This window comes from Salinibacterium sp. NYA9b, from assembly GCF_976973725.1.
Genome location: NZ_OZ333476.1, coordinates 2,579,709 through 2,597,733, shown reverse-complemented (window position 1 = coordinate 2,597,733; position 18,025 = coordinate 2,579,709). Strand labels below are relative to the sequence as shown.

16 protein-coding genes, 1 tRNA gene and 1 pseudogene are annotated in these 18,025 nt (G+C 61.5%); 10 read left to right on the top strand and 8 right to left on the bottom strand.

Annotation, left to right across the window (positions count from 1 at the left end):
* On the bottom strand, positions 1-2,673 hold the full coding sequence (locus tag ACWFSR_RS12540; protein ID WP_447522514.1) for an ABC transporter substrate-binding protein: 2,673 nt from the start codon (positions 2,671-2,673) through the stop codon (positions 1-3).
* 123 nt (positions 2,674-2,796) lie between these two features.
* On the opposite strand from ACWFSR_RS12540, the gene ACWFSR_RS12535 reads away from it, so the two are divergent.
* Positions 2,797-3,870, top strand: coding sequence for a hypothetical protein (locus ACWFSR_RS12535; protein WP_447522513.1), 1,074 nt, complete (start codon positions 2,797-2,799; stop codon positions 3,868-3,870).
* Between the two features lie 12 nt (positions 3,871-3,882).
* On the opposite strand, the gene ACWFSR_RS12530 is transcribed toward ACWFSR_RS12535, so the two are convergent.
* Both ACWFSR_RS12530 and ACWFSR_RS12525 read right to left on the bottom strand, forming a co-directional pair.
* Positions 3,883-4,116: a helix-turn-helix domain-containing protein gene (locus tag ACWFSR_RS12530; protein WP_447522512.1), complete on the bottom strand. Its 234-nt coding sequence runs from the start codon at positions 4,114-4,116 to the stop codon at positions 3,883-3,885.
* Positions 4,116-4,766: a hypothetical protein gene (locus tag ACWFSR_RS12525; protein WP_447522511.1), complete on the bottom strand. Its 651-nt coding sequence runs from the start codon at positions 4,764-4,766 to the stop codon at positions 4,116-4,118. The genes ACWFSR_RS12530 and ACWFSR_RS12525 overlap by 1 nt, the downstream gene beginning before the upstream one ends.
* A 145-nt stretch (positions 4,767-4,911) precedes the next feature.
* On the opposite strand from ACWFSR_RS12525, the gene ACWFSR_RS12520 reads away from it, so the two are divergent.
* The 6 genes from ACWFSR_RS12520 to ACWFSR_RS12495 all read left to right on the top strand — a co-directional run bounded on the left by ACWFSR_RS12520 (position 4,912) and on the right by ACWFSR_RS12495 (position 11,794).
* Positions 4,912-6,027, top strand: coding sequence for a hypothetical protein (locus tag ACWFSR_RS12520; protein ID WP_447522510.1), 1,116 nt, complete (start codon positions 4,912-4,914; stop codon positions 6,025-6,027).
* Positions 6,028-6,194: 167 nt separating this feature from the next.
* Positions 6,195-8,672: an ATP-dependent Clp protease ATP-binding subunit gene (locus ACWFSR_RS12515; protein ID WP_197106549.1), complete on the top strand. Its 2,478-nt coding sequence runs from the start codon at positions 6,195-6,197 to the stop codon at positions 8,670-8,672.
* A gap of 193 nt (positions 8,673-8,865) precedes the next feature.
* The gene (locus tag ACWFSR_RS12510) at positions 8,866-9,369 is read left to right on the top strand and encodes an amino-acid N-acetyltransferase (protein WP_447522509.1); all 504 of its coding nucleotides are present in this window, start codon (positions 8,866-8,868) and stop codon (positions 9,367-9,369) included.
* Positions 9,370-9,395: 26 nt separating this feature from the next.
* Complete coding sequence (locus ACWFSR_RS12505; RefSeq protein ID WP_231599639.1) at positions 9,396-10,022, top strand: hypothetical protein; 627 nt, start codon at positions 9,396-9,398, stop codon at positions 10,020-10,022.
* A 12-nt stretch (positions 10,023-10,034) separates the two neighbouring features.
* Positions 10,035-10,487: an SseB family protein gene (locus ACWFSR_RS12500; RefSeq protein WP_447522508.1), complete on the top strand. Its 453-nt coding sequence runs from the start codon at positions 10,035-10,037 to the stop codon at positions 10,485-10,487.
* 185 nt (positions 10,488-10,672) lie between these two features.
* A complete protein-coding gene (locus ACWFSR_RS12495; protein WP_447522507.1) occupies positions 10,673-11,794 on the top strand; it encodes a DUF2510 domain-containing protein in 1,122 nt (373 codons plus the stop codon).
* Between the two features lie 91 nt (positions 11,795-11,885).
* On the opposite strand, the gene radA is transcribed toward ACWFSR_RS12495, so the two are convergent.
* The 4 genes from radA to ACWFSR_RS12475 are packed head-to-tail and all read right to left on the bottom strand — an operon-like array spanning position 11,886 to position 15,599.
* Positions 11,886-13,241 (bottom strand): DNA repair protein RadA, encoded by a 1,356-nt coding sequence (gene radA, locus ACWFSR_RS12490; protein WP_197106545.1) that lies wholly within the window; start codon positions 13,239-13,241, stop codon positions 11,886-11,888.
* A 31-nt stretch (positions 13,242-13,272) separates the two neighbouring features.
* Entirely contained in the window at positions 13,273-13,587 is a 315-nt protein-coding gene (locus ACWFSR_RS12485) for a metal-sensitive transcriptional regulator (protein WP_197106544.1), read from the bottom strand.
* Positions 13,588-13,589: 2 nt separating this feature from the next.
* The gene (locus ACWFSR_RS12480; RefSeq protein ID WP_197106543.1) at positions 13,590-13,892 is read right to left on the bottom strand and encodes a rhodanese-like domain-containing protein; all 303 of its coding nucleotides are present in this window, start codon (positions 13,890-13,892) and stop codon (positions 13,590-13,592) included.
* Between the two features lie 51 nt (positions 13,893-13,943).
* A complete protein-coding gene (locus ACWFSR_RS12475; protein WP_447522506.1) occupies positions 13,944-15,599 on the bottom strand; it encodes an FAD-dependent oxidoreductase in 1,656 nt (551 codons plus the stop codon).
* Between the two features lie 174 nt (positions 15,600-15,773).
* On the opposite strand from ACWFSR_RS12475, the gene ACWFSR_RS12470 reads away from it, so the two are divergent.
* The 3 genes and pseudogenes from ACWFSR_RS12470 to ACWFSR_RS12460 all read left to right on the top strand — a co-directional run.
* The gene (locus tag ACWFSR_RS12470) at positions 15,774-16,352 is read left to right on the top strand and encodes a hypothetical protein (protein ID WP_447522505.1); all 579 of its coding nucleotides are present in this window, start codon (positions 15,774-15,776) and stop codon (positions 16,350-16,352) included.
* A gap of 36 nt (positions 16,353-16,388) precedes the next feature.
* Positions 16,389-16,478, top strand: a tRNA-Ser gene (locus ACWFSR_RS12465).
* Between the two features lie 247 nt (positions 16,479-16,725).
* A pseudogene (locus tag ACWFSR_RS12460) lies at positions 16,726-16,845 on the top strand (Mu transposase domain-containing protein); the annotation flags it as partial.
* Positions 16,846-16,933: 88 nt separating this feature from the next.
* Here the strand turns inward: ACWFSR_RS12460 and ACWFSR_RS12455 are convergent.
* On the bottom strand, positions 16,934-17,866 hold the full coding sequence (locus ACWFSR_RS12455; RefSeq protein WP_447522504.1) for an NAD-dependent epimerase/dehydratase family protein: 933 nt from the start codon (positions 17,864-17,866) through the stop codon (positions 16,934-16,936).
* Positions 17,867-18,025: the final 159 nt, after the last annotated feature.

The following is an 18,025-nucleotide window of genomic DNA, read 5'->3' as shown; positions in this document are numbered from 1 at the left end:
TTATCCAGCGGGGGTGAGCAGGGTCGGCCACGCGGAGATGAACGCGAATGAGCTGTAGCTGCTCATGTCGATGTCCTTGGAGAACGCGGTTGCGGATTGTCCCCACCAGAGTGGAACGCTGATGATGTCTTCTGCCTGCAGCGTTTCGGCCTCGATGAGGAGGTCGATGCGGGCAGAGGGGTCGGTCTCAGCGCCGACACGTTCGAAGAGCGAGAGAACTTCGGGGTTCTCGTAATTCGAGATGTTGTAGTCGCCGAGCATGTACGTCGACACTTCAGCAGGGTCGCCCAGCGTGGAGAAGTACCACATGAGGCCAACGCCGTAGCTGCTGTCTTGTTCGAGGCTCGCGAGCCATTCCTCGATGGGAACCTCGCGCACGTTCAGCGTGATGCCGATCTTGGAGAGGTTCTCGGCGAGCGACTGAGCGGCGGTGCCGAGCTGCGGTCCCGTGGAGGGGAACAGAATGTCGGTCTCGAAGCCATCCGGGTGGTCCGAGGCGGCCAGTGCTGCAGCAGCCGCATCGAGGTCGAAGTCGTACTGCGGGATGGTCGCGAGCAGGTCGCGCGCATCGTCGGCGCTGTAGACGCTTCCGAGGGATTCGGGGGTCGCGATGGCAGTCGCTACTTCGCCGTGGCCGCGCAGCAGCTTGTCGACGATCGTGGTGCGGTCGACGCTGTGGGCGAATGCTTCGCGCACCTTCGGGTCGTTGAACGGCTCGAGGGCGGTGTTGAAGTACATGCCGACATAGGAAAGGTCATTGACGTAATCGACACGCATGTTGTTGAGGTCTTCCCACTGGGTCGACTGCGCGAGTGGCACGTTGAACGCCACATCGATGTCGCCAGACTGGGCGGCAAGAAGACGAGTTCCCTCATCCGGGATGAACTTCACGTTGATGTTCTTCACCTCGGGAAGGTCGCCCCACCAGCTGTCAACGCGTTCGAAGTTAACGTGCGAGTCGGGCACGAACTCGGTGACCTTGTAGGGGCCCGAGCCCAGAAGCAGGGCGCTGCTGGTGCCGACTTCGCCGTTGTTCTCTTCCCAGAACTTTTGCGAAGTGATGAAGGCCGCGCCACCCGTGCTCATGTTGGCGGCGAATGCTGCATCAGGGGCCGAGAGGGTCACGGTGACTTCGAGGTCGCCGGTCTTCTCGACGCTCTCCACGCCACCCAGGTAGTACGAAAGGCCGGGCGAGCTGGTTTCGTCGCGCGCCTGCTCGAGGCTGAACACAACGTCGTCGGCGGTCACCGGGGTGCCGTCTTGGAACATCGCATCGTCGCGCAGCTCGTAAACGTAGGTCACGTCGTCCGGCTGGTCCCACGATTCGGCGAGGCCGGGCTGCAGGGCCCCGTCGGCGTCGATCGAGACAAGACCTTCTTGAGTGATGGAGGCAATGTAGTAGTTGAGGATGCCGCTCTCGGCACCCACATAGAGGCTCGAGAGGGAGCCGGGTAGAGCAACCGTGATGGTGTCAATGTTGCCGTCGCCAGTGGGCGTGCTCGACGTGGCACAGCCCGCGAGCAGCAGGGCCGAGGCAGCGACGGCGACTGTGGACGCCCGAGCCCCCTTAGCCAGGGTGGAGTTAGTCGATCTCATGCGAAGTTCGTGCCTTTCGGTGAGCGTTACAGGAGGTGAAAAAGGAGAGGATGCAAATTTCGCGCGTTGGAGGTGCGAGTGCTGTGACAGTGCCGCGCGGTCACTGTTGGTTTTCCGGGCCACCTCGCGCATGGCCAGCAGCCGAAGGGCCACTGCGATGCTTGGAGTGTCGGCGGAGTCGTCGAGCGTTGTCGCATAGATGCGTCGACGAAGCTTGGGTTGCAATTCGAGGGCCACGACGCCGTCGGGCAAGGCGGTAGTGGCTAAGGCGAGTTCTGAGAGGAACGTCACACCGATGCCGGATGCCACGAGCGCGAGTGCTGCGCCGGTGGTTGTCACATCGTGCCGCAGGGTGGGGTTTTCGCCGAGGGCGGTCGCGACGGCAACAAGCTGCTCGGTGCAGGTAGCCGGGCCGCCGATCCACGTAAACGGAAGAAGCCCCGCAACGCTGGCTGACGCCCCGAGCTGATCGGCGGTGGCCCGAGGCACAATCGCGAGCACGTTTTCGGAGAGCAGGAAGCGCGATCGCAGTCCCTCCGGGCTCGTGTGCGAGCTCGATGCGATGGTGTGGTCGCTCGCGTAGCGGTAGTCGAGGGCGATGTCGGCGCGACCTTCGGCGACGGCGCTGAGGGCGGCATCCGGTACTGCTTCGCTGAATTCGACGTGGATGCCCGGAAACTCGCGATCGAGCCGCGAGAGTAGTGGCGCGATGATGCTGGCGACGGCGGCGGGGAACGCGGCGAGACGCACAGCGCCCCGGTCGAGTCCGAGGTGAGCGGTGAGGTCGCTGGCTGCGGCCGTGATGGCGGCATCGATGCGCGGAGCGTGGCTGGCGAGCAGGGCGCCGGCTTCGGTGAGTTCCATGCCACGCGGAGTGCGCGCGACGAGGGCGATGTTCAGGCGAGCTTCGCTGCGCTTGAGATGTTGGGTGATGGCGGGCTGGCTGAAGCCGAGGCGCCGTGCGGCGGCCGAAACGCTGCCGGTCTCTTGGATGGCGACGAGGATGCGCAGCATGTGAAGGTCGAGCGCGCGCGTCAGTTCGTCAAGGGTGGCGGATTCGTGCGGTGCGTCCTGCATAACGACACCTTATGGGTAAACACCACCCGCATAACGTTACAGAATGATTAACTTTGGTTATGAAGCGCGCCGCAACCCTTTCGGGGGCAGGCCGAATCGCGACCGGAAAAGTACTCTTAAATCATGACAAGTTCTCGACGCCTGCCCGCACTCATCTCGGGCGCCGTTGCTCTTTCTTTCGTCCTTGGCGGTTGCTCGCTGATCGAGCAAGCTTCTGACGTGGTCGCTTCAGCAGGGGGTGATGTGCTCGCTCACGCCGTACTTGCGGCGACGGTCGCCGAACTCGAGAGTCTTGATGGGGTGGAAGCGGCGTCGTATGAACTCCAAGCCGACACTTATCTCGGGAACATCGGCAGAGTCAGTGTGGTCGCTACGCCGACTATCGACGGCGCCCAATTGGGGCAGCTCTCGGAACAGTTTCGTGACGGCTATGCCGCAATCGAACAGGTGGCGGTTGAACCCCACTTCAGTCTGACTCTCGCGGACGATGCCACAGGAAAGTTCGACCTCTGGGAGGTTCCGGAATCGAATGAGAGCTTTGTCGAGAACTTCGAATTCTGGCGGGCCGCGTCAGCAGCGGTCGACACCGAGCTATGGCTTGAAATTCTTCCGGGCGATGGCTGGACGCTAGGGGTTCGGTCGATCGCGATTCCGGATCAGGCAGATTTCGAGGAGGCAACTGATCGCGCGATTGCGAACTACGGCGCTCTCCAAGAGGTGGAGCTTGTCGAGGATGATCGCCAGAATTACTGGCAGCTTGCGGGCATCCAATCGGTGGGGGAGCTTGCGCCACTGAGGTTCGTCGAGCTCGTGAGCGATCTGCGCACGATCATGCCGCTTTTCTATTACCCGGTGGAGTCGGATGCCGTCAGTGGCGATGCGGACTTTCCGCAAGGGTTCCAAGTTGGTTGGGGGCCACCTGGCGCGGACTACGGCCTAACATCGGTCATCGTTTCCAGCAACGAATACACCGATGAATCGCGCAGCAACGCCATTCGGGCTGCGACTCGCACGAGCGAAATCGAGGGAGTCAACTTTCAATTCGCCACGCGCGATCGGGTTTTCTGGATGCACACGTCTGCCTGCAACGATTCGGTAGTGGTCACCGCCGACGATGACCTCTTCTTCGAAGATGTCGCAGCCTCCGGCGCGAAGCTGTTTGAGGGTGCGGGCCCTGGCGCGTGCTTCCCGAATTAGCCGCTGCGTTGCTTAGCGTCCAGCAGTCACGAGAAGCTCGCCAACTTCACATTCGAGAGCTTCGCACACCGCAAACAGCGTCGAGAATCGGATGGCGCGGGCTCGGTCGTTCTTCAGAATTGACAGGTTCACGACGCTCACGCCCACAATTTCGCTCAGCCGTGTGAGCGTCATCGCTCGTTGCTCGAGCAGTTCATCGAGCCGACAGTGGATGCCGGTGGCGTCGTTCACGTCCGCAGGCGCCATCAGACGAGTCCGTCGGTGTCGCGCTGCAGGCGTTGACCGAATTCGAACACCCCAGCGACTACACCGAGAGCGAGGCCCCAGGCGAGTGGGGCGAGATCGAGAATTATCTCGAATATCACGAGGCCCTCACCGGTGCCGTTCGTTGCGAGCACTCCGTCTCCAAGGAACTTCACGACTTCGGCGTTCAGGATGGCCTGAATTAGCGGGGTGAAGGTGCCGACGGCCATGACAAGTATTGCGGCCGCGAGCGCTGCCCAGGTTGCCGAGCGAGCGAAGGGTCGCTGTTTGAGTAGTCGCTTGCCGAGGAAGTACACGATCACGCTGAGGCCGATGGCGAGTAGGGCGCTGAGTGCTGTCTCGGAGACCATGATCCAGCGCACAACGGTGGGCGGAGCGTCGATGGCGAGGGTGACGGAGTCGTAGGTTGCACTGCTGATCGGGCTGACTCCGTCGGCGAAGTCCGGAGAACTCGAGTTCTCGATCGGCAGCCCCGCCACGGTGAGAGTGTGCGCGGTCAGGATGAAGAACGTCCGAACAGCAAAGAAGACGAGGCTCACGACGCCCACGACAAGAGCTCCGATGGTGATGGTCCGAAGCCCTCGACGGTCGAGAATTTCGAGACGGTTGATCGTGCGCGGTGATATTTTCATGGCGATTGTCCCAACGTTTATCAATACTAACGACAATCGTTAACATAATGCTTATCGATATGGCACGCAAGGGCCACTTGTGCGCCTCATGACGGGCTCTCTCGATCTGCGCTCATTGCGGGCAGACGAAACGTAAGGTTGAGTCATGAATTTTCAGCGGCGGGTCATGGGCGCCATTGTGGCGGCCGCTTTGCTTGCGCCGGCGCTGGGAGGCTGCACGCCTTTCGGTGATGGAGAGAGCGGACTCCCCATCGACGAACTCACTCCTTCGCAACAACAGCTTCTCGTGGAGAGCATCGCGAGCGTGCGGCAGATTGCGGGCATTGGTGAAGTGTCTGCCACCGCGATATCGAGCGAGCTGTGGGAGAGCGCCGTCATGGTCCAGGTCGATGTGAGCGAAGGCTTTGCATCGGAACAGACGCGAGCCATTGCCGCAACGATGAATGGTGCATCCGGCAATATGCGAGAACCCGCGCTGCCTTCGGCCTTCACGATTCGAGTAGCGGGGGATGCCGCTGGCAGTTTTCGGGTTGCAAACCTCGGGCTTGATCCGGACGTGGTGGCTGACAACTTCACCTACTGGCAAGCGCTCGAGGAGGCGGCCGGAACTGAGCTCAATATGATCCTCTTCCCCAGCGGTTACGATGACGGTTTCTATTCGCGAATAGTCTCAGCGCCCGGAGGAACGCCTCCGCGAGAAACGATCACCCAGTTCATTGACAACTACGACGCGGTCGCTGCGATTGTTCCGATTCAGGCGAGCGACGGCAACTTGTTCTCCGCTGTCAGCAACAGCGGCTACGAAGCGTGGTCGCTGCCTGGGCTAAGTGTCAACGGTCGACTTCCGCCGAAGGAGGTGATTGAGCTCGTCGAGGAGATCCGCCAGGTTTTTCCGCTGCAGCAGAACTCGTGGTACGACCTCGGTGAAGACCTCCCGGAGTATTCGCCGGAGGGTGCGACGGTGCACTGGACGGATGACGACACCGTAGTGCAGGGCCGGGATGTGTCCATCTTCTCTGGGGAATATCGTGAGGAAGACTGGCCTGCGATCGTGGCTGCTGCAGCCGGCGCCACCACTCTGACCGGGGTTGGTTTTCGGTACTTCTCTTTCGAGCGCGAATTTCATTTTCATGTCTCTCCCTGCGACGGAACAATCGAGCAGACCGCAGACGACCAACTACTCTTCGATGCCCTGTCCGCGAGCGGCATTGCTTCGATGGAAGACATCGCTCCCGGGTTCTGCACCCCCGACTACTACTAGCCGCTAGCCCACGCCTCCGCGTTGAACATCGCAAGCTGGTCTGCGCGTTTCTTAGCGCTAGCCGTGCACAGTCACGCCTAGGGCGAACAGGGGCCTATTTCGCGATTTCTCTGGTTAGTCTCTTTACATCGGTACCGAATCTGTAGCGGTATCTAAGGAGTGAAGAGATGTTTGAGAGATTTACCGACCGCGCCCGTCGTGTAGTCGTTTTGGCCCAAGAAGAGGCCAAGATGCTCAACCACAACTACATCGGCACAGAGCACATTTTGCTTGGCCTCATCCACGAGGGTGAAGGCGTTGCCGCAAAGGCGCTTGAGTCTTTGGGTATTTCGCTCGACTCCGTGCGCGAGCAAGTGCAAGACATTATTGGCCAGGGTCAGCAGCAGCCGACCGGCCACATCCCCTTTACGCCGCGTGCCAAGAAGGTACTTGAGCTGAGCCTGCGCGAAGCGCTTCAGCTTGGTCACAACTACATCGGCACCGAGCACATCCTGTTGGGTCTCATCCGCGAGGGTGAAGGCGTTGCCGCTCAGGTGCTCGTAAAGCTCGGCGCTGACCTCAACAAGGTTCGCCAGCAGGTCATCCAGCTCCTCGGCAGCTTTCAGGGCAAAGAGGCGGTTGCCGTTGGTGGCAACGAGTCTGCGCCCGACAAGGGATCGCAGGTTCTTGACCAGTTCGGCCGCAACCTCACTCAGGCCGCTCGCGATGGCAAGCTCGACCCCGTTATTGGTCGCGAGAAGGAGATGGAACGCGTTATGCAGATCCTCTCCCGCCGCACCAAGAACAACCCCGTGCTCATCGGTGAACCCGGTGTCGGTAAGACGGCTGTTGTTGAAGGTCTCGCCAACGCGATCGTTGCTGGCGACGTTCCCGAGACGCTGAAGGACAAGCAGCTTTACTCGCTCGACCTCGGAAGTCTCATTGCTGGTAGCCGTTACCGCGGTGACTTCGAAGAGCGCCTCAAGAAGGTCACCAAGGAGATCCGCACCCGCGGCGACATCATCGTCTTTATTGACGAGATCCACAGCCTCGTGGGTGCCGGCGCTGCTGAAGGTGCCATCGACGCAGCCTCTATCCTCAAGCCGCTTTTGGCTCGTGGTGAGCTCCAGACCATTGGTGCGACGACCCTCGACGAATACCGCAAGCACTTTGAGAAGGATGCCGCGCTTGAGCGCCGCTTCCAGTCCGTGCAGGTGCACGAACCTAACCTGCCGCACACCATCAACATCCTTAAGGGACTGCGCGACAAGTACGAGTCGTTCCACAAGGTATCCATCACTGACGGTGCCATTGTTGCCGCAGCGAACCTCGCCGACCGTTACGTCGCCGACCGTTTCCTGCCAGACAAGGCCATCGACCTGCTCGACGAGGCCGGCGCACGTCTGCGTCTGTCGATCCTGTCGGCACCTCCTGAGCTGCGCGAATTCGACGACAAGATCGCCGACGTTCGCTCGCGTAAGGAAGGCGCCATCGAAGACCAAGACTTCGAGAAGGCTGCAAGCCTGCGCGACGAAGAGAAGAAGCTCCTCGGCGAGCGTCTTCGCCTCGAGAAGCAGTGGAAGTCGGGCGACGTCGGCGCGAGCGGAATCGTGGATGAAGGTCTGATTGCCGAAGTTCTGGCAGCAGCAACCGGCATCCCCGTCTTCAAGCTCACCGAAGAAGAGTCCAGCCGCCTTATCTTCATGGAGAAGGCACTCCACATGCGCGTCATTGGTCAAGAGGAAGCCATCTCGGTTCTCTCCAAGACCATCCGCCGCACGCGTGCAGGCCTCAAGGACCCCAACCGTCCGAGTGGTTCGTTCATCTTCGCCGGTCCGACCGGTGTGGGTAAGACCGAGCTCGCGAAGGCTCTTGCCGAGTTCCTGTTCGACGATGAGTCAGCCATGATCTCGCTCGACATGAGTGAATACGGCGAGAAGCACACCGTTTCGCGACTGTTTGGTGCCCCTCCCGGATTCGTTGGATTCGAAGAGGGTGGCCAGCTCACTGAGAAGGTGCGCCGCAAGCCATTCAGCGTTGTGCTGTTCGACGAGATCGAGAAGGCTCACCCCGACATCTTCAACTCGCTCCTGCAGATCCTCGAAGAGGGTCGCTTGACCGACGGTCAGGGTCGCGTGATCGACTTCAAGAACACCGTCATCATCATGACCACCAACCTCGGCACGAAGGACATCACCGCTGGCCCCATGGGCTTCCAGGTGGAAGGTGACTCGGCAACAAGCTACGACCGCATGCGCGGCAAGGTTGTTGAAGAACTCAAGAAGCACTTCAAGCCTGAGTTCCTCAACCGTGTTGACGAGACCATCGTCTTCCCGCAGCTGAGCAAGCCAGAACTGTTGCAGATCGTTGACCTCTTCATCAAGCGTCTCTCCGAGCGCATGATGGATCGCGACCTCACCGTCGAGATCACTGTTCCCGCCAAGGAGCGTCTCATCGAAGTTGGGTTCGACCCCACCCTCGGTGCACGACCGCTTCGCCGCGCAGTGCAGCACGAAGTGGAAGACGCGCTCAGCGAGAAGATCCTTCACGGCGAGCTCAACGCCGGCGACCACGTACACGTTGACTTCGTTGACAACAAGTTCGTGTTCGTCACGAGCCGCCAGCCGGGTCTCCCCGAAAAGGAGCCGGCCGAGGTCGAGGCCTAAACCTCCGACCTTGCCACCGCGGCACTAGCCACACGACGAAGCGGCTGCACGACACCTTCTGGTGCCGGGCAGCCGCTTCGTCGTTAACGGAACCAGCCACCTGGCAATCGCCCCGCTGCCGGCGGGAGCTGGTGTTCAGTGAAACTCGTCGCGCGGTGTGGGGCTGTGCGCCCCTGAGCGGTACCGTTACTGCGTGACCACCTTCAGCATCCGCCCGGCACGAACGCATGATGTGCGGGCCATCCAGAGCCTCATCGAGCCCTTGGTGAACGAGCGCATCCTGCTCGGTAAAGACCTTGTCGTCTTTTATGAGGCAGTCCAAGAGTTTCGGGTGGCTGTCGCGCCCGACGGCTCCGTTGTCGGATGCGGTGCCCTCCACGTGATGTGGCACGACCTAGCCGAAGTGCGCACCCTCGCTGTCGCCTCCGAATGGCTGGGAAAGGGCGTCGGCCATGCGCTCATGGATCAGATTGAAGCGGATGCTCGCGCGCTGGGTCTTGACCGGTTGTTCTGCCTGACCTTCGAAACCGGTTTCTTTCAGCGCCATGGCTTTGACCCGGTTGAGGAAGAAATCGTCGATCCGACCGTATTTGCGCAGTTAGCGCTCTCACCTGACGAGGGCGTGGCCGAATTTCTGGATCTTTCCCGTGTAAAACCCAACACCCTCGGCAACACGCGCATGCTGAAACACCTTTAGTGGCCTCAGACGTTTAGCCTTGCGGTATGTCGACGTTTAGGAACCCTGTCGGCCCGCAGTCAAGCAGCGTCTACTGGCGCCGGCGCTTGATCGTCGGGCTAGGACTCCTTGCCGTCATCGCCATCATCTTGCTGATTGTCTTCGGCCCTAAGGCCTCATCGGACCCCGCATCCACGTCTACAACGACGTCGACGACGGATCCCTCGGCCGCCGAATCCAGCACGCCAGCCGCCACTGATGCCTCTGGCTCGCTTGTCTGCGATCCCGCGAAGCTCACCCTTGAGGCGATCACCGACGAATCAAGCTACGCCGAGGGCCAGAACCCGCAGCTGTCGTTCTCTATCAAGAGCACCATGACAGAGCCGTGCGCTATCGAGGCCGGCAGCGACATCCAAGAGTTTGTCGTCACCAGTGGTAGCGATGAAATTTGGAACTCAAAGCACTGCCAGACCGAAGGCGAGCCGGGCACGGTCGTGTTGCAGCCTGGTGTGCCGGTGCAGTCGAGTTCGATCGAGTGGGATCGCACCCGGTCCGCCACCGACACCTGCGAGTCAGACCGCCCCGTTGTTACCGCGGGTGGCGCCAGCTACCACCTTGAGGTCTCGCTTGGTGATATCGCCTCTGACAGCACCAAACAGTTCTTGCTGAACTAACCCGGATAGGCCATGGCTTCCTCAACCTCCGCGGCGCAGAGCGCCGAATTCAGTTCCCCCTTGCTCGCTCAAGCTCTCGAAGCTGGCGACCCCGTAGCGGTTGCTCTGGCGCTGCGCAACGACCGAGTCATGGTGCCGTTGCTGACGGATGCGACGGATGCGACGGATGCGACGGATGCGACGGATGACGCCGCAGCGTCGAGCGAGAACGAAGCGCAAGTGCGAGTGTTCCGGCGCGGTGAAGCAGACAAATACATGCTCTTGCTGTTCTCGTCGGTTGAGGCCTATGTGGCCATGCTGCCGGAGGAGACTGACCATCAGGTCGTCGCCTATCGTGCAGATGATTTGCGCGCGTTCCTTGAGACCAATCGAGGCGTTCTGGAGTCTGTCTGGTTCGACGTAGCGGGCCCCCACACGATGCAAGCATCGCCCGATGACATCTTGGATGCCCTCACTCTTTCCTAGACCGACTGCTTGTTGACGGCCTTGGGGCAAATATTTGCCTTCCGGGAGGAATCAGGCTTCTGACCCAGTTCAGGGGACAAACACCCCAAAATAGACCATTTAAGGCCCATTTCGGCACTCTTTAGGGTTACATCCAGACTCACAGCGGCATCAATGTTATAAACAGGCCTTTCTATCCCTTGTCTGTGACGGTTACTCTGTTCAACGTGGAAGACAACAGTTTCGGTGTGCCAGCGGGATGGTACCCAGACCCTCTGGGCTTGCCCCAGTTGCGCTGGTGGGATGCCCAAGCCTGGACTGAGCACACCTCAGATGCACGTGCCCCTATCGTTGTGCAGCCAGCTACCAAGCTGGCGTTCGCCGACGATGACTATGACGACGACGTAGACGAGCTTCCGTCGCGGCGCGAACAGCGCGATCGTGAACGTCATGACACCGGTGACTACCTCAGGACCGAGACTCGTAGCGAGCCGGAGCCCGAGACTGCAGCAGTTCACGACGAACTGAGTGCTCAGCCGCTTCTCGCAATGACATTGCGTGAGCTCGAGGCACCCATTGACGACGCGCAACAGGCCGATGAGCCAATGCTGCTGCCGAAGTCGGCTAACGCCCACGCGAACTCGATGCCTGGTGCATCCACCCTCAGCGCTTACGCCGAGGAAGAAGAGGCACCCGAGCGCGAGATCCGCCAACACCGCACGTACAACGCGGCTGTCTGGCTCATCGCGATCCTTCCACTTGTTCAGCTTCTGACCAGCATGTTCCTGATTGCAGGCGCCGGCCTCGGTAGCAACTTGCCGCTGCTGCTCGTCGTCTGGATTGCTCCGTACATCGTCGTTCTGGGCCTCGCCGCCTACGACAACCTGCTGCTGCAGGTGTGGGGTCACGAAAAACCAGCAAACGCTGCGTGGGCATTCCTGACCGCACCGGTTTACCTAGTGGTTCGTGGTCTGCGCACCATGAAGGAGACGGGCAAGGGCATCGCGCCGATCGCCACGTGGGCCGGCACGATCGTGTCGCTGGTTATCGGAATGTTGATCCTTCCCGGACTCCTCATCTCCTTGATTCCGCAGACGTTCAGCAACCAGATCGAGAGTTCGATTCAGGCTCAGGCTGCGACGCTCGGCGCAAACATCGAGCTTTCTTGCCCCGCAACTCCGCCGGTTCTCATGGGCGACACGTTCACATGTCGTGCAGTGAAGCCCGCCAATGGCCAGAGCGACTCGATCCTGGTCAGCTTGCAGCGTGAGAACGGCTGGATCAGCTGGCGCGTAGAGGACTGGGGTCTCTGGACCCTGTTCGGCTAGCCAACAGTTCACCACCTAGCGTCGCAACGGCGGCTCATCTTCGGATGGGCCGCCGTTGCTGCGTTCTGGGGGAGGAGCGTGACTCGTCGGCTCAGAACTCGGGGATGTGCACGCGTTCTTCGGTCGCCCCGGCGAAGGCCAAGCGGAGGGCTTCGCGAACGTGGGCAGCGTCGGCATCAATGACTGTGTCGAAGCCCAGCCGTGCCGCTTCTGCCAGTCGCTGTTTCGCTGACGATGCTGGCCGAATTTCGCCGGCCAAACTGATTTCGCCGACGACGGCCATCGTGGCGGAGAACGCTTTGTCTTTGTAGGCACTGGCGATTGCCAGTGCAATCGCGAGATCCGCTCCGGGCTCGGTGACGCGGATGCCGCCCACCGTCGACACATAGACATCGAATGTCGATAGGGGAATACCCGCTCGCCGCTCAAGCACCGCGAGCAACATGGCCACTCGTGAGGCATCGACGCCGTTGACGACGCGACGCGGTTGGGGAGCTTGAGACTTCACGATGAGCGCCTGCACCTCAACAGGCAGGGCGCGCCTGCCCTCGAGGGCGATCGTGACACACGTGCCACTCACGGGTTGGCGGGCGTGGGAGAGGAAGAGCCCGCTGGGATCGGAGACTTCGGCGATTCCTTCGCCGGTCATCTCGAAGCAGCCGACTTCTTCGGTGGAGCCAAAACGGTTCTTGTGGGCGCGGACAAAGCGCAGCGCCGTCTGGCGGTCGCCTTCGAACTGGAGCACGACATCCACGAGGTGTTCGAGCAGTCGTGGGCCCGCAATGGTGCCGTCTTTGGTGACATGGCCAACGAGCAGAATGGGCAGGTTCTGGTCTTTGCTAACCCTGATGAGTGTGGAGGCGACTTCGCGCACTTGCGATGGCCCGCCGGCGATACCTTCGGTCGCGGCGGAGGCAACAGTTTGCACGGAGTCGACGATCACGAGTTGTGGCTTGACGTGATCGATCTGACCGAGGATCGTGCCGAGATCGGTTTCGGCGGCCAAGAACAGCGAAGGGTGCAGGGCGTTGGTGCGTTCGGCGCGCAAGCGAACTTGGCTGACCGACTCTTCGGCCGTGACGTAGAGAACACGCTGACCGGATGCCGCAGCCCGCGATGCCACTTCGAGCAGCAGTGTTGACTTGCCGACGCCGGGTTCACCACTCAACAGAATGGCAGCGCCGGGCACGACACCGCCGCCGAGCACGCGGTCGAACTCCGCGATGCCGCTCGGCCAGTGCGCAACGGACTCGGCACCGATCTCGGTGATGGAGCGTGCGCCGCTCGTGTCAGAGACGGCAACGGTGGCCACACGCTTGGTGATGCCTGTTGCTGCGCCCGCATCGGTCACGGTGCCCCACTGCTGGCATTCGCCGCAGCGGCCCACCCATTTGATGCTCGTCCAGCCGCACTCAGTGCAGCGAAAATTACTTACAGCTCGGGCCATGTTTCAACCCTAGGCGGCACGACCGACACTGCTAGGCGAGAGTGAGGAACAGCTTCTCGATATCTGCCGGGGACATTCCATCGTGGCTGCCCTCGCCATCCGCATCATCCGTCGAGCATGATTGCAGGGCGTTCGCGATGATCATGAAGCCAGCGCGATCGAGTGCCTTGCTGACGGCAGCGAGTTGCGTCACGACGTCTTTGCAGTTCGACTCGGCTCCCATCGACTGGATGAGGGCGTGCAGTTGACCTTCGGCGCGCTTGAGGCGGTTCATCACCTTGCGCATCGCTTCGGGGTCGTGCCCGGTAGCGGCATCCGTGGAGGCAGCGATTTCAGAGGTGGTCATGACTAATTGCCTTTCGTAACGGGTAGACCAGCGGTACGCCAGGCGGAGGTTCCGCCCTCGATGTTGACGGCGTCGAAGCCCTGGGCGTTGAGCCATTCGACGGCCTGAGCACTGCGGCCGCCGCTTTCGCAGATGACGTAGACGGTCTCGTCGCGGTCGAGTTCTTCGACGCGAGCAACGAGTTCGCCGAGCGGAATACTTGCGGCCTTTGGCGCATGCCCCGAAACGTATTCGACGGGTTCGCGCACGTCAATAACGACAGGGTTGGTGAGTTCGGAGAGGGTCTGGGGTGTGACGGTGTTCATGGGGGATTCCTTGGGAGTGACGTCGATCAGGTGGGTACGGGGAGGGGTAAGTTACGCGTTCGCGGCGAGCCAGGTGCGGTAGCCGCCATCGAGGTTGACAGCGTCAATGCCGTGCTGCGTCAGGATGCGCACGGCGGTGTGGCCGCGCTGTCCGACCTGGCAGTGCACGATCACGCGGCGGTCATCGAGCTCACCAAAGCGGGCACGCAGATCGTCGAGCGGGATATTGACGGCGTGCGGGATGGCGCCGCGCTCGAATTCGGCGGGGGTGCGAACATCCACCAGCACAGTGCCGGCCTCAAGCTCGGCAGCGATTTCGTGCCACTGGATCGAGGCACTCAGGTCATCACGGAGGTTCTTGGCGACATAGCCGAGGTGGTTGATCGGGTCTTTCGCTGAGCCATACTGCGGCGCATAGGCGAGTTCGAGATCAGCGAGAGCACTCGCGGTGAGGCCGACGCTCGTGGCGGTGGCAATCACATCCATTCGCTTATCGACACCCTCGCGACCGACAACTTGGGCTCCCAAGATGAGATCGGTGTTGGCGTCGACGATGAGCTTGAGCGACAACGATTGAGCGCCCGGGTAGTAGCCAGCGTGAGAAACCGGGTGGGTGTGAATCACGCGAATGTCGCGACCGGCAGCACGAAGCGCGCGTTCGGTCGAACCGAGGCTGGCGGCAGTGAGATCGAAAACGCCGACGATGGCGGTGCCCAGTGCTGGCTTCGAGTGCACGTCATCCCCGGCGAGAGTGTCGGCAAGGTAGCGGCCGTCACGGTTGGCCGGCCCGGCGAGCGCAACGAGTTCGTGCTCGCCAGTGATGGCCCCGACCTTCTCGGCAACATCGCCGATCGCATAGATATGGGGTGCGCTGGTCTGATAGCCAGCACTGACTCGGATGCCGCCCGTTGGCCCCGTAGCGAGGCCAGCGTGCACGGCGAGCCCGTTGTCGGGTCGCACCCCTACGGCCGCAACGACGAGGTCTGCGGCAACGCTGGAGCCGTCGCTGAGCTGGACGGAGGTGTCATCCATCGCGATCGCTTCCGTGCCGAGGTGGAGGGCAACACCGTTCTCGCGCAGGTGCGCTTCAATCGGGGTCACCATTTCGGAATCGAAGGTTGCCAGAACGTGGGCGGGGCGCTGCACGAGTGTGACGCTAAGCCCGCGCTTAGCGAGGTTCTCGGCCATCTCGATGCCGATGTAGCCGGCACCCAAGACGACGACGTTCGCAGTCGCCGGGTCGAGGGCGTCGAGGGAGGACTGGAGCAGGTCGACGTCTTCGATATTGCGCAGCACGAGCATCCGCTCACTGCCGGGGATGGCGGGGATGACCGCGCTCGCGCCCGTTGCAATGACGAGCTCGTCGTAGCTTTCGGTGCTGATGGTGTCGTCGACGTGGTTGTGCACGGTGATGCTGCGTTGGGTGGGGTCGATGGCGGTGACGTTGTGGTTCACGCGCACGTCGAGGCCAAAACGGCTGCCGAGGCTGGCGGGGGTCTGCAGGAGAAGTTCGTCGCGGTCGGTGATGACGCCGCCGAGGTAGTAGGCAAGGCCGCAGTTGGCGAACGACACGTGACCGCTGCGCTCAAAGATGACGATCTCGGCGTGTTCATCGCGACGGCGCATGCGGGTGGCGAAGGACATGCCGGCGGCAACTCCGCCAATGACGAGGATGCGGCGGGTGCGGTGCGTGGGGGAAGTGCTCATCAACCAAGCATACCTAGGGGGGTATGCGGGCCCCAATCTATCGGGGTAACTAGAGATCCGCTGAGCGCGAAATGCGTGCGGGAGAGGGCGCGCCGCACTCCTCGATCGTTTTTGAGGAATGCGCGACTTATGGATGCTTCCCGCTTACGATGAGGGAGCGAACAAGGGAGCACCGTGGCGAAAGACAAAAACATTGACCCCCGATTCGACCCCGTTTTTCAGCGAGGTTACGCAGCAGGGGAGGGCGGCCAGCGCGAAGAAAACACCCGCGCCGCCCGCAACGTCGACAGCTACCGTCAACCTGATCCCGCCGCCGTGGTGTCGCCGGTTCCGCGAGTCCCTACCGACGATCGCGCCACAGCAGCGGCAGCGACCGCCACCCTCTCCGCCCGGGAACCTGACCCTTCGCGGGCCAGTGGCGACACTCATCCCTCGGCGGCGCCGCAGTCACAGTATCTGGATGACGCGGCCGCATCCGCTGACCCCGTCGCGACCCCCACGCCGAAAAGTCTCGCCCGCAACCCCTGGATCTACGTTCTCTGGGCGGTGGGCGGTGGTCTCATGGCGAGCGGCGTCGGAGGGCTGTGGTGGGCGTTCAAGGGGCTCTATGGTCGTGGCACTATCAACGAAAACAGCTGGGAGCTGTTCAACCTCGCTCAGGTCGCAGCACCGATCTGCATCACCGCTGGCGCATTCTGCGTAGCAAGTGCCCTGCTCGTGCACTGCCTCAACTGGATGCGCCGCAACCCGTGAACGCACGTCACCGATATCTGTACTAAACTCTCTCCCGGTACCGTGTCCGAGCGGCCGAAGGTGCAACTCTCGAAAAGTTGTGTGCGTGAAAGCGCACCGTGGGTTCAAATCCCACCGGTACCGCCAAAGAAAAGCCCCCTACTTCCTGGTGTTTACAAGGAAGTTAGGGGGCTTTTGCTTTCCGCATGTCGCCATTTGGCAACAAACTGGCAGCACATCGCAGGTGTCCTAGCGTGATCCGGTGCCGCAGGTCGTGAGCCGCGACCCGCTCGAAAGCTTTGTCAGCGTGGTCAGTAGTCGCGCTTGCGGATATCCGCCAGAGCAATCAGGAACATCTATCGGCTCCGCAGACGCCAGAGAAGTCAAGAGCGATATCGGTCGGCTCGTCGATGTGACCGCGAGCCTCGACACCGTCAACGTCACCCACGACGGGGTGAACGTCACCTCTCACGAACGGGAATGGGCCCGCGCCCTGACGGTGACCGGCCCCGAGCTGATGCGGCATTGTAGAAAATACGAATAGTGGTCCTGTTTTCAAACGGCACTAGTGGCCCTATTTTGGGTCGGCGTGACCATGGTGCTCATGAGGAGGCCCTTTCGGCTGCAAATGACGTGGTGATGCCAGCTGTGATGGGTGTTGGTGAGATGCCGAAGACGGTTTCAAAGGCCGTGGAATCAAAGAGATACGGTGCGGTGTATTGGTAGCTCATCTCGAGGGTTTCGCGCGCTGCAGTGTTGAAGAGAGCTCCGATTCGCAGGGTCGTTGCAGACGTCACGTTGATGCGTGAGTCGGGTGCTCCGGCGAGGTGCAGGTATTCGCGGCCGGTGAGCGCCGGCGCCGTCGGGATGTGCCAGGTGTTCCCGCTGTCCGCAGGGCGGGTGCCGAGGATTGCGAGGGACTCGCCGATATCGGGTGTGTAGGTGAGCGAGTGCGGTTGGTCTGCATCGAAAAGCCAGCTTGCGGGTTTGCCGGCCGCGATCTTGGCGAGGGCAAAAGTGTTGAAGGCGCTGGTTGTCGCCTCGGGGCCGTAAAAGTCGGCGCTGCGCGCGACAGTGAAGGAAAGCCCGCGTTCTTCTTTCGCCGTGTGGAGGGCCGTGAGCGCGTCTGCTCGAATGCGACCTTTCTTGCTGACGGGGCGGAGTGCGCTCAGTTCCGTCATGGGGCCGTCGACGAGCCCATACGCGTAAACATTGTCGAAGTAGATGAGATGGGTGTTGTTGGTGATCGCGGCGTCGATGCTGTTGCGAAGAATGATCGGCCACTGCTGCGCCCAAATGGTGGACGAGTAGGCCAGGCCCGCAGTGAGATACGCGACCTGCGCGCCGGTGAGGGCATGCGCCACGTCCGCGGCGGTCAGGAGGTTCGCAGTGATGGATGACACGCCGTCGATGGTGGACGGCCGGCGGCCAACTGAGGCTATCTTTTCGCCGCGTCGGAGAAGGGCTCGGATGGTCTCACGCCCGATAACCCCGTTCCCGCCGAGGACGACGTGTAGCTGCTGGGTAGTGGTCATGACTTGTCTCGATTCTGGTTGGTATGGAAAAACTTGTGGGTAGCATCTTCCTGGGCGATGCGACGCGGTCCGGCAAAAAGTGGATCTCCGAGAGCGGTTCCGACGACCATAAATTCCGCTATCTGGTCCGGGTCCGGGTCCGGGTCCGACAGCATGGTC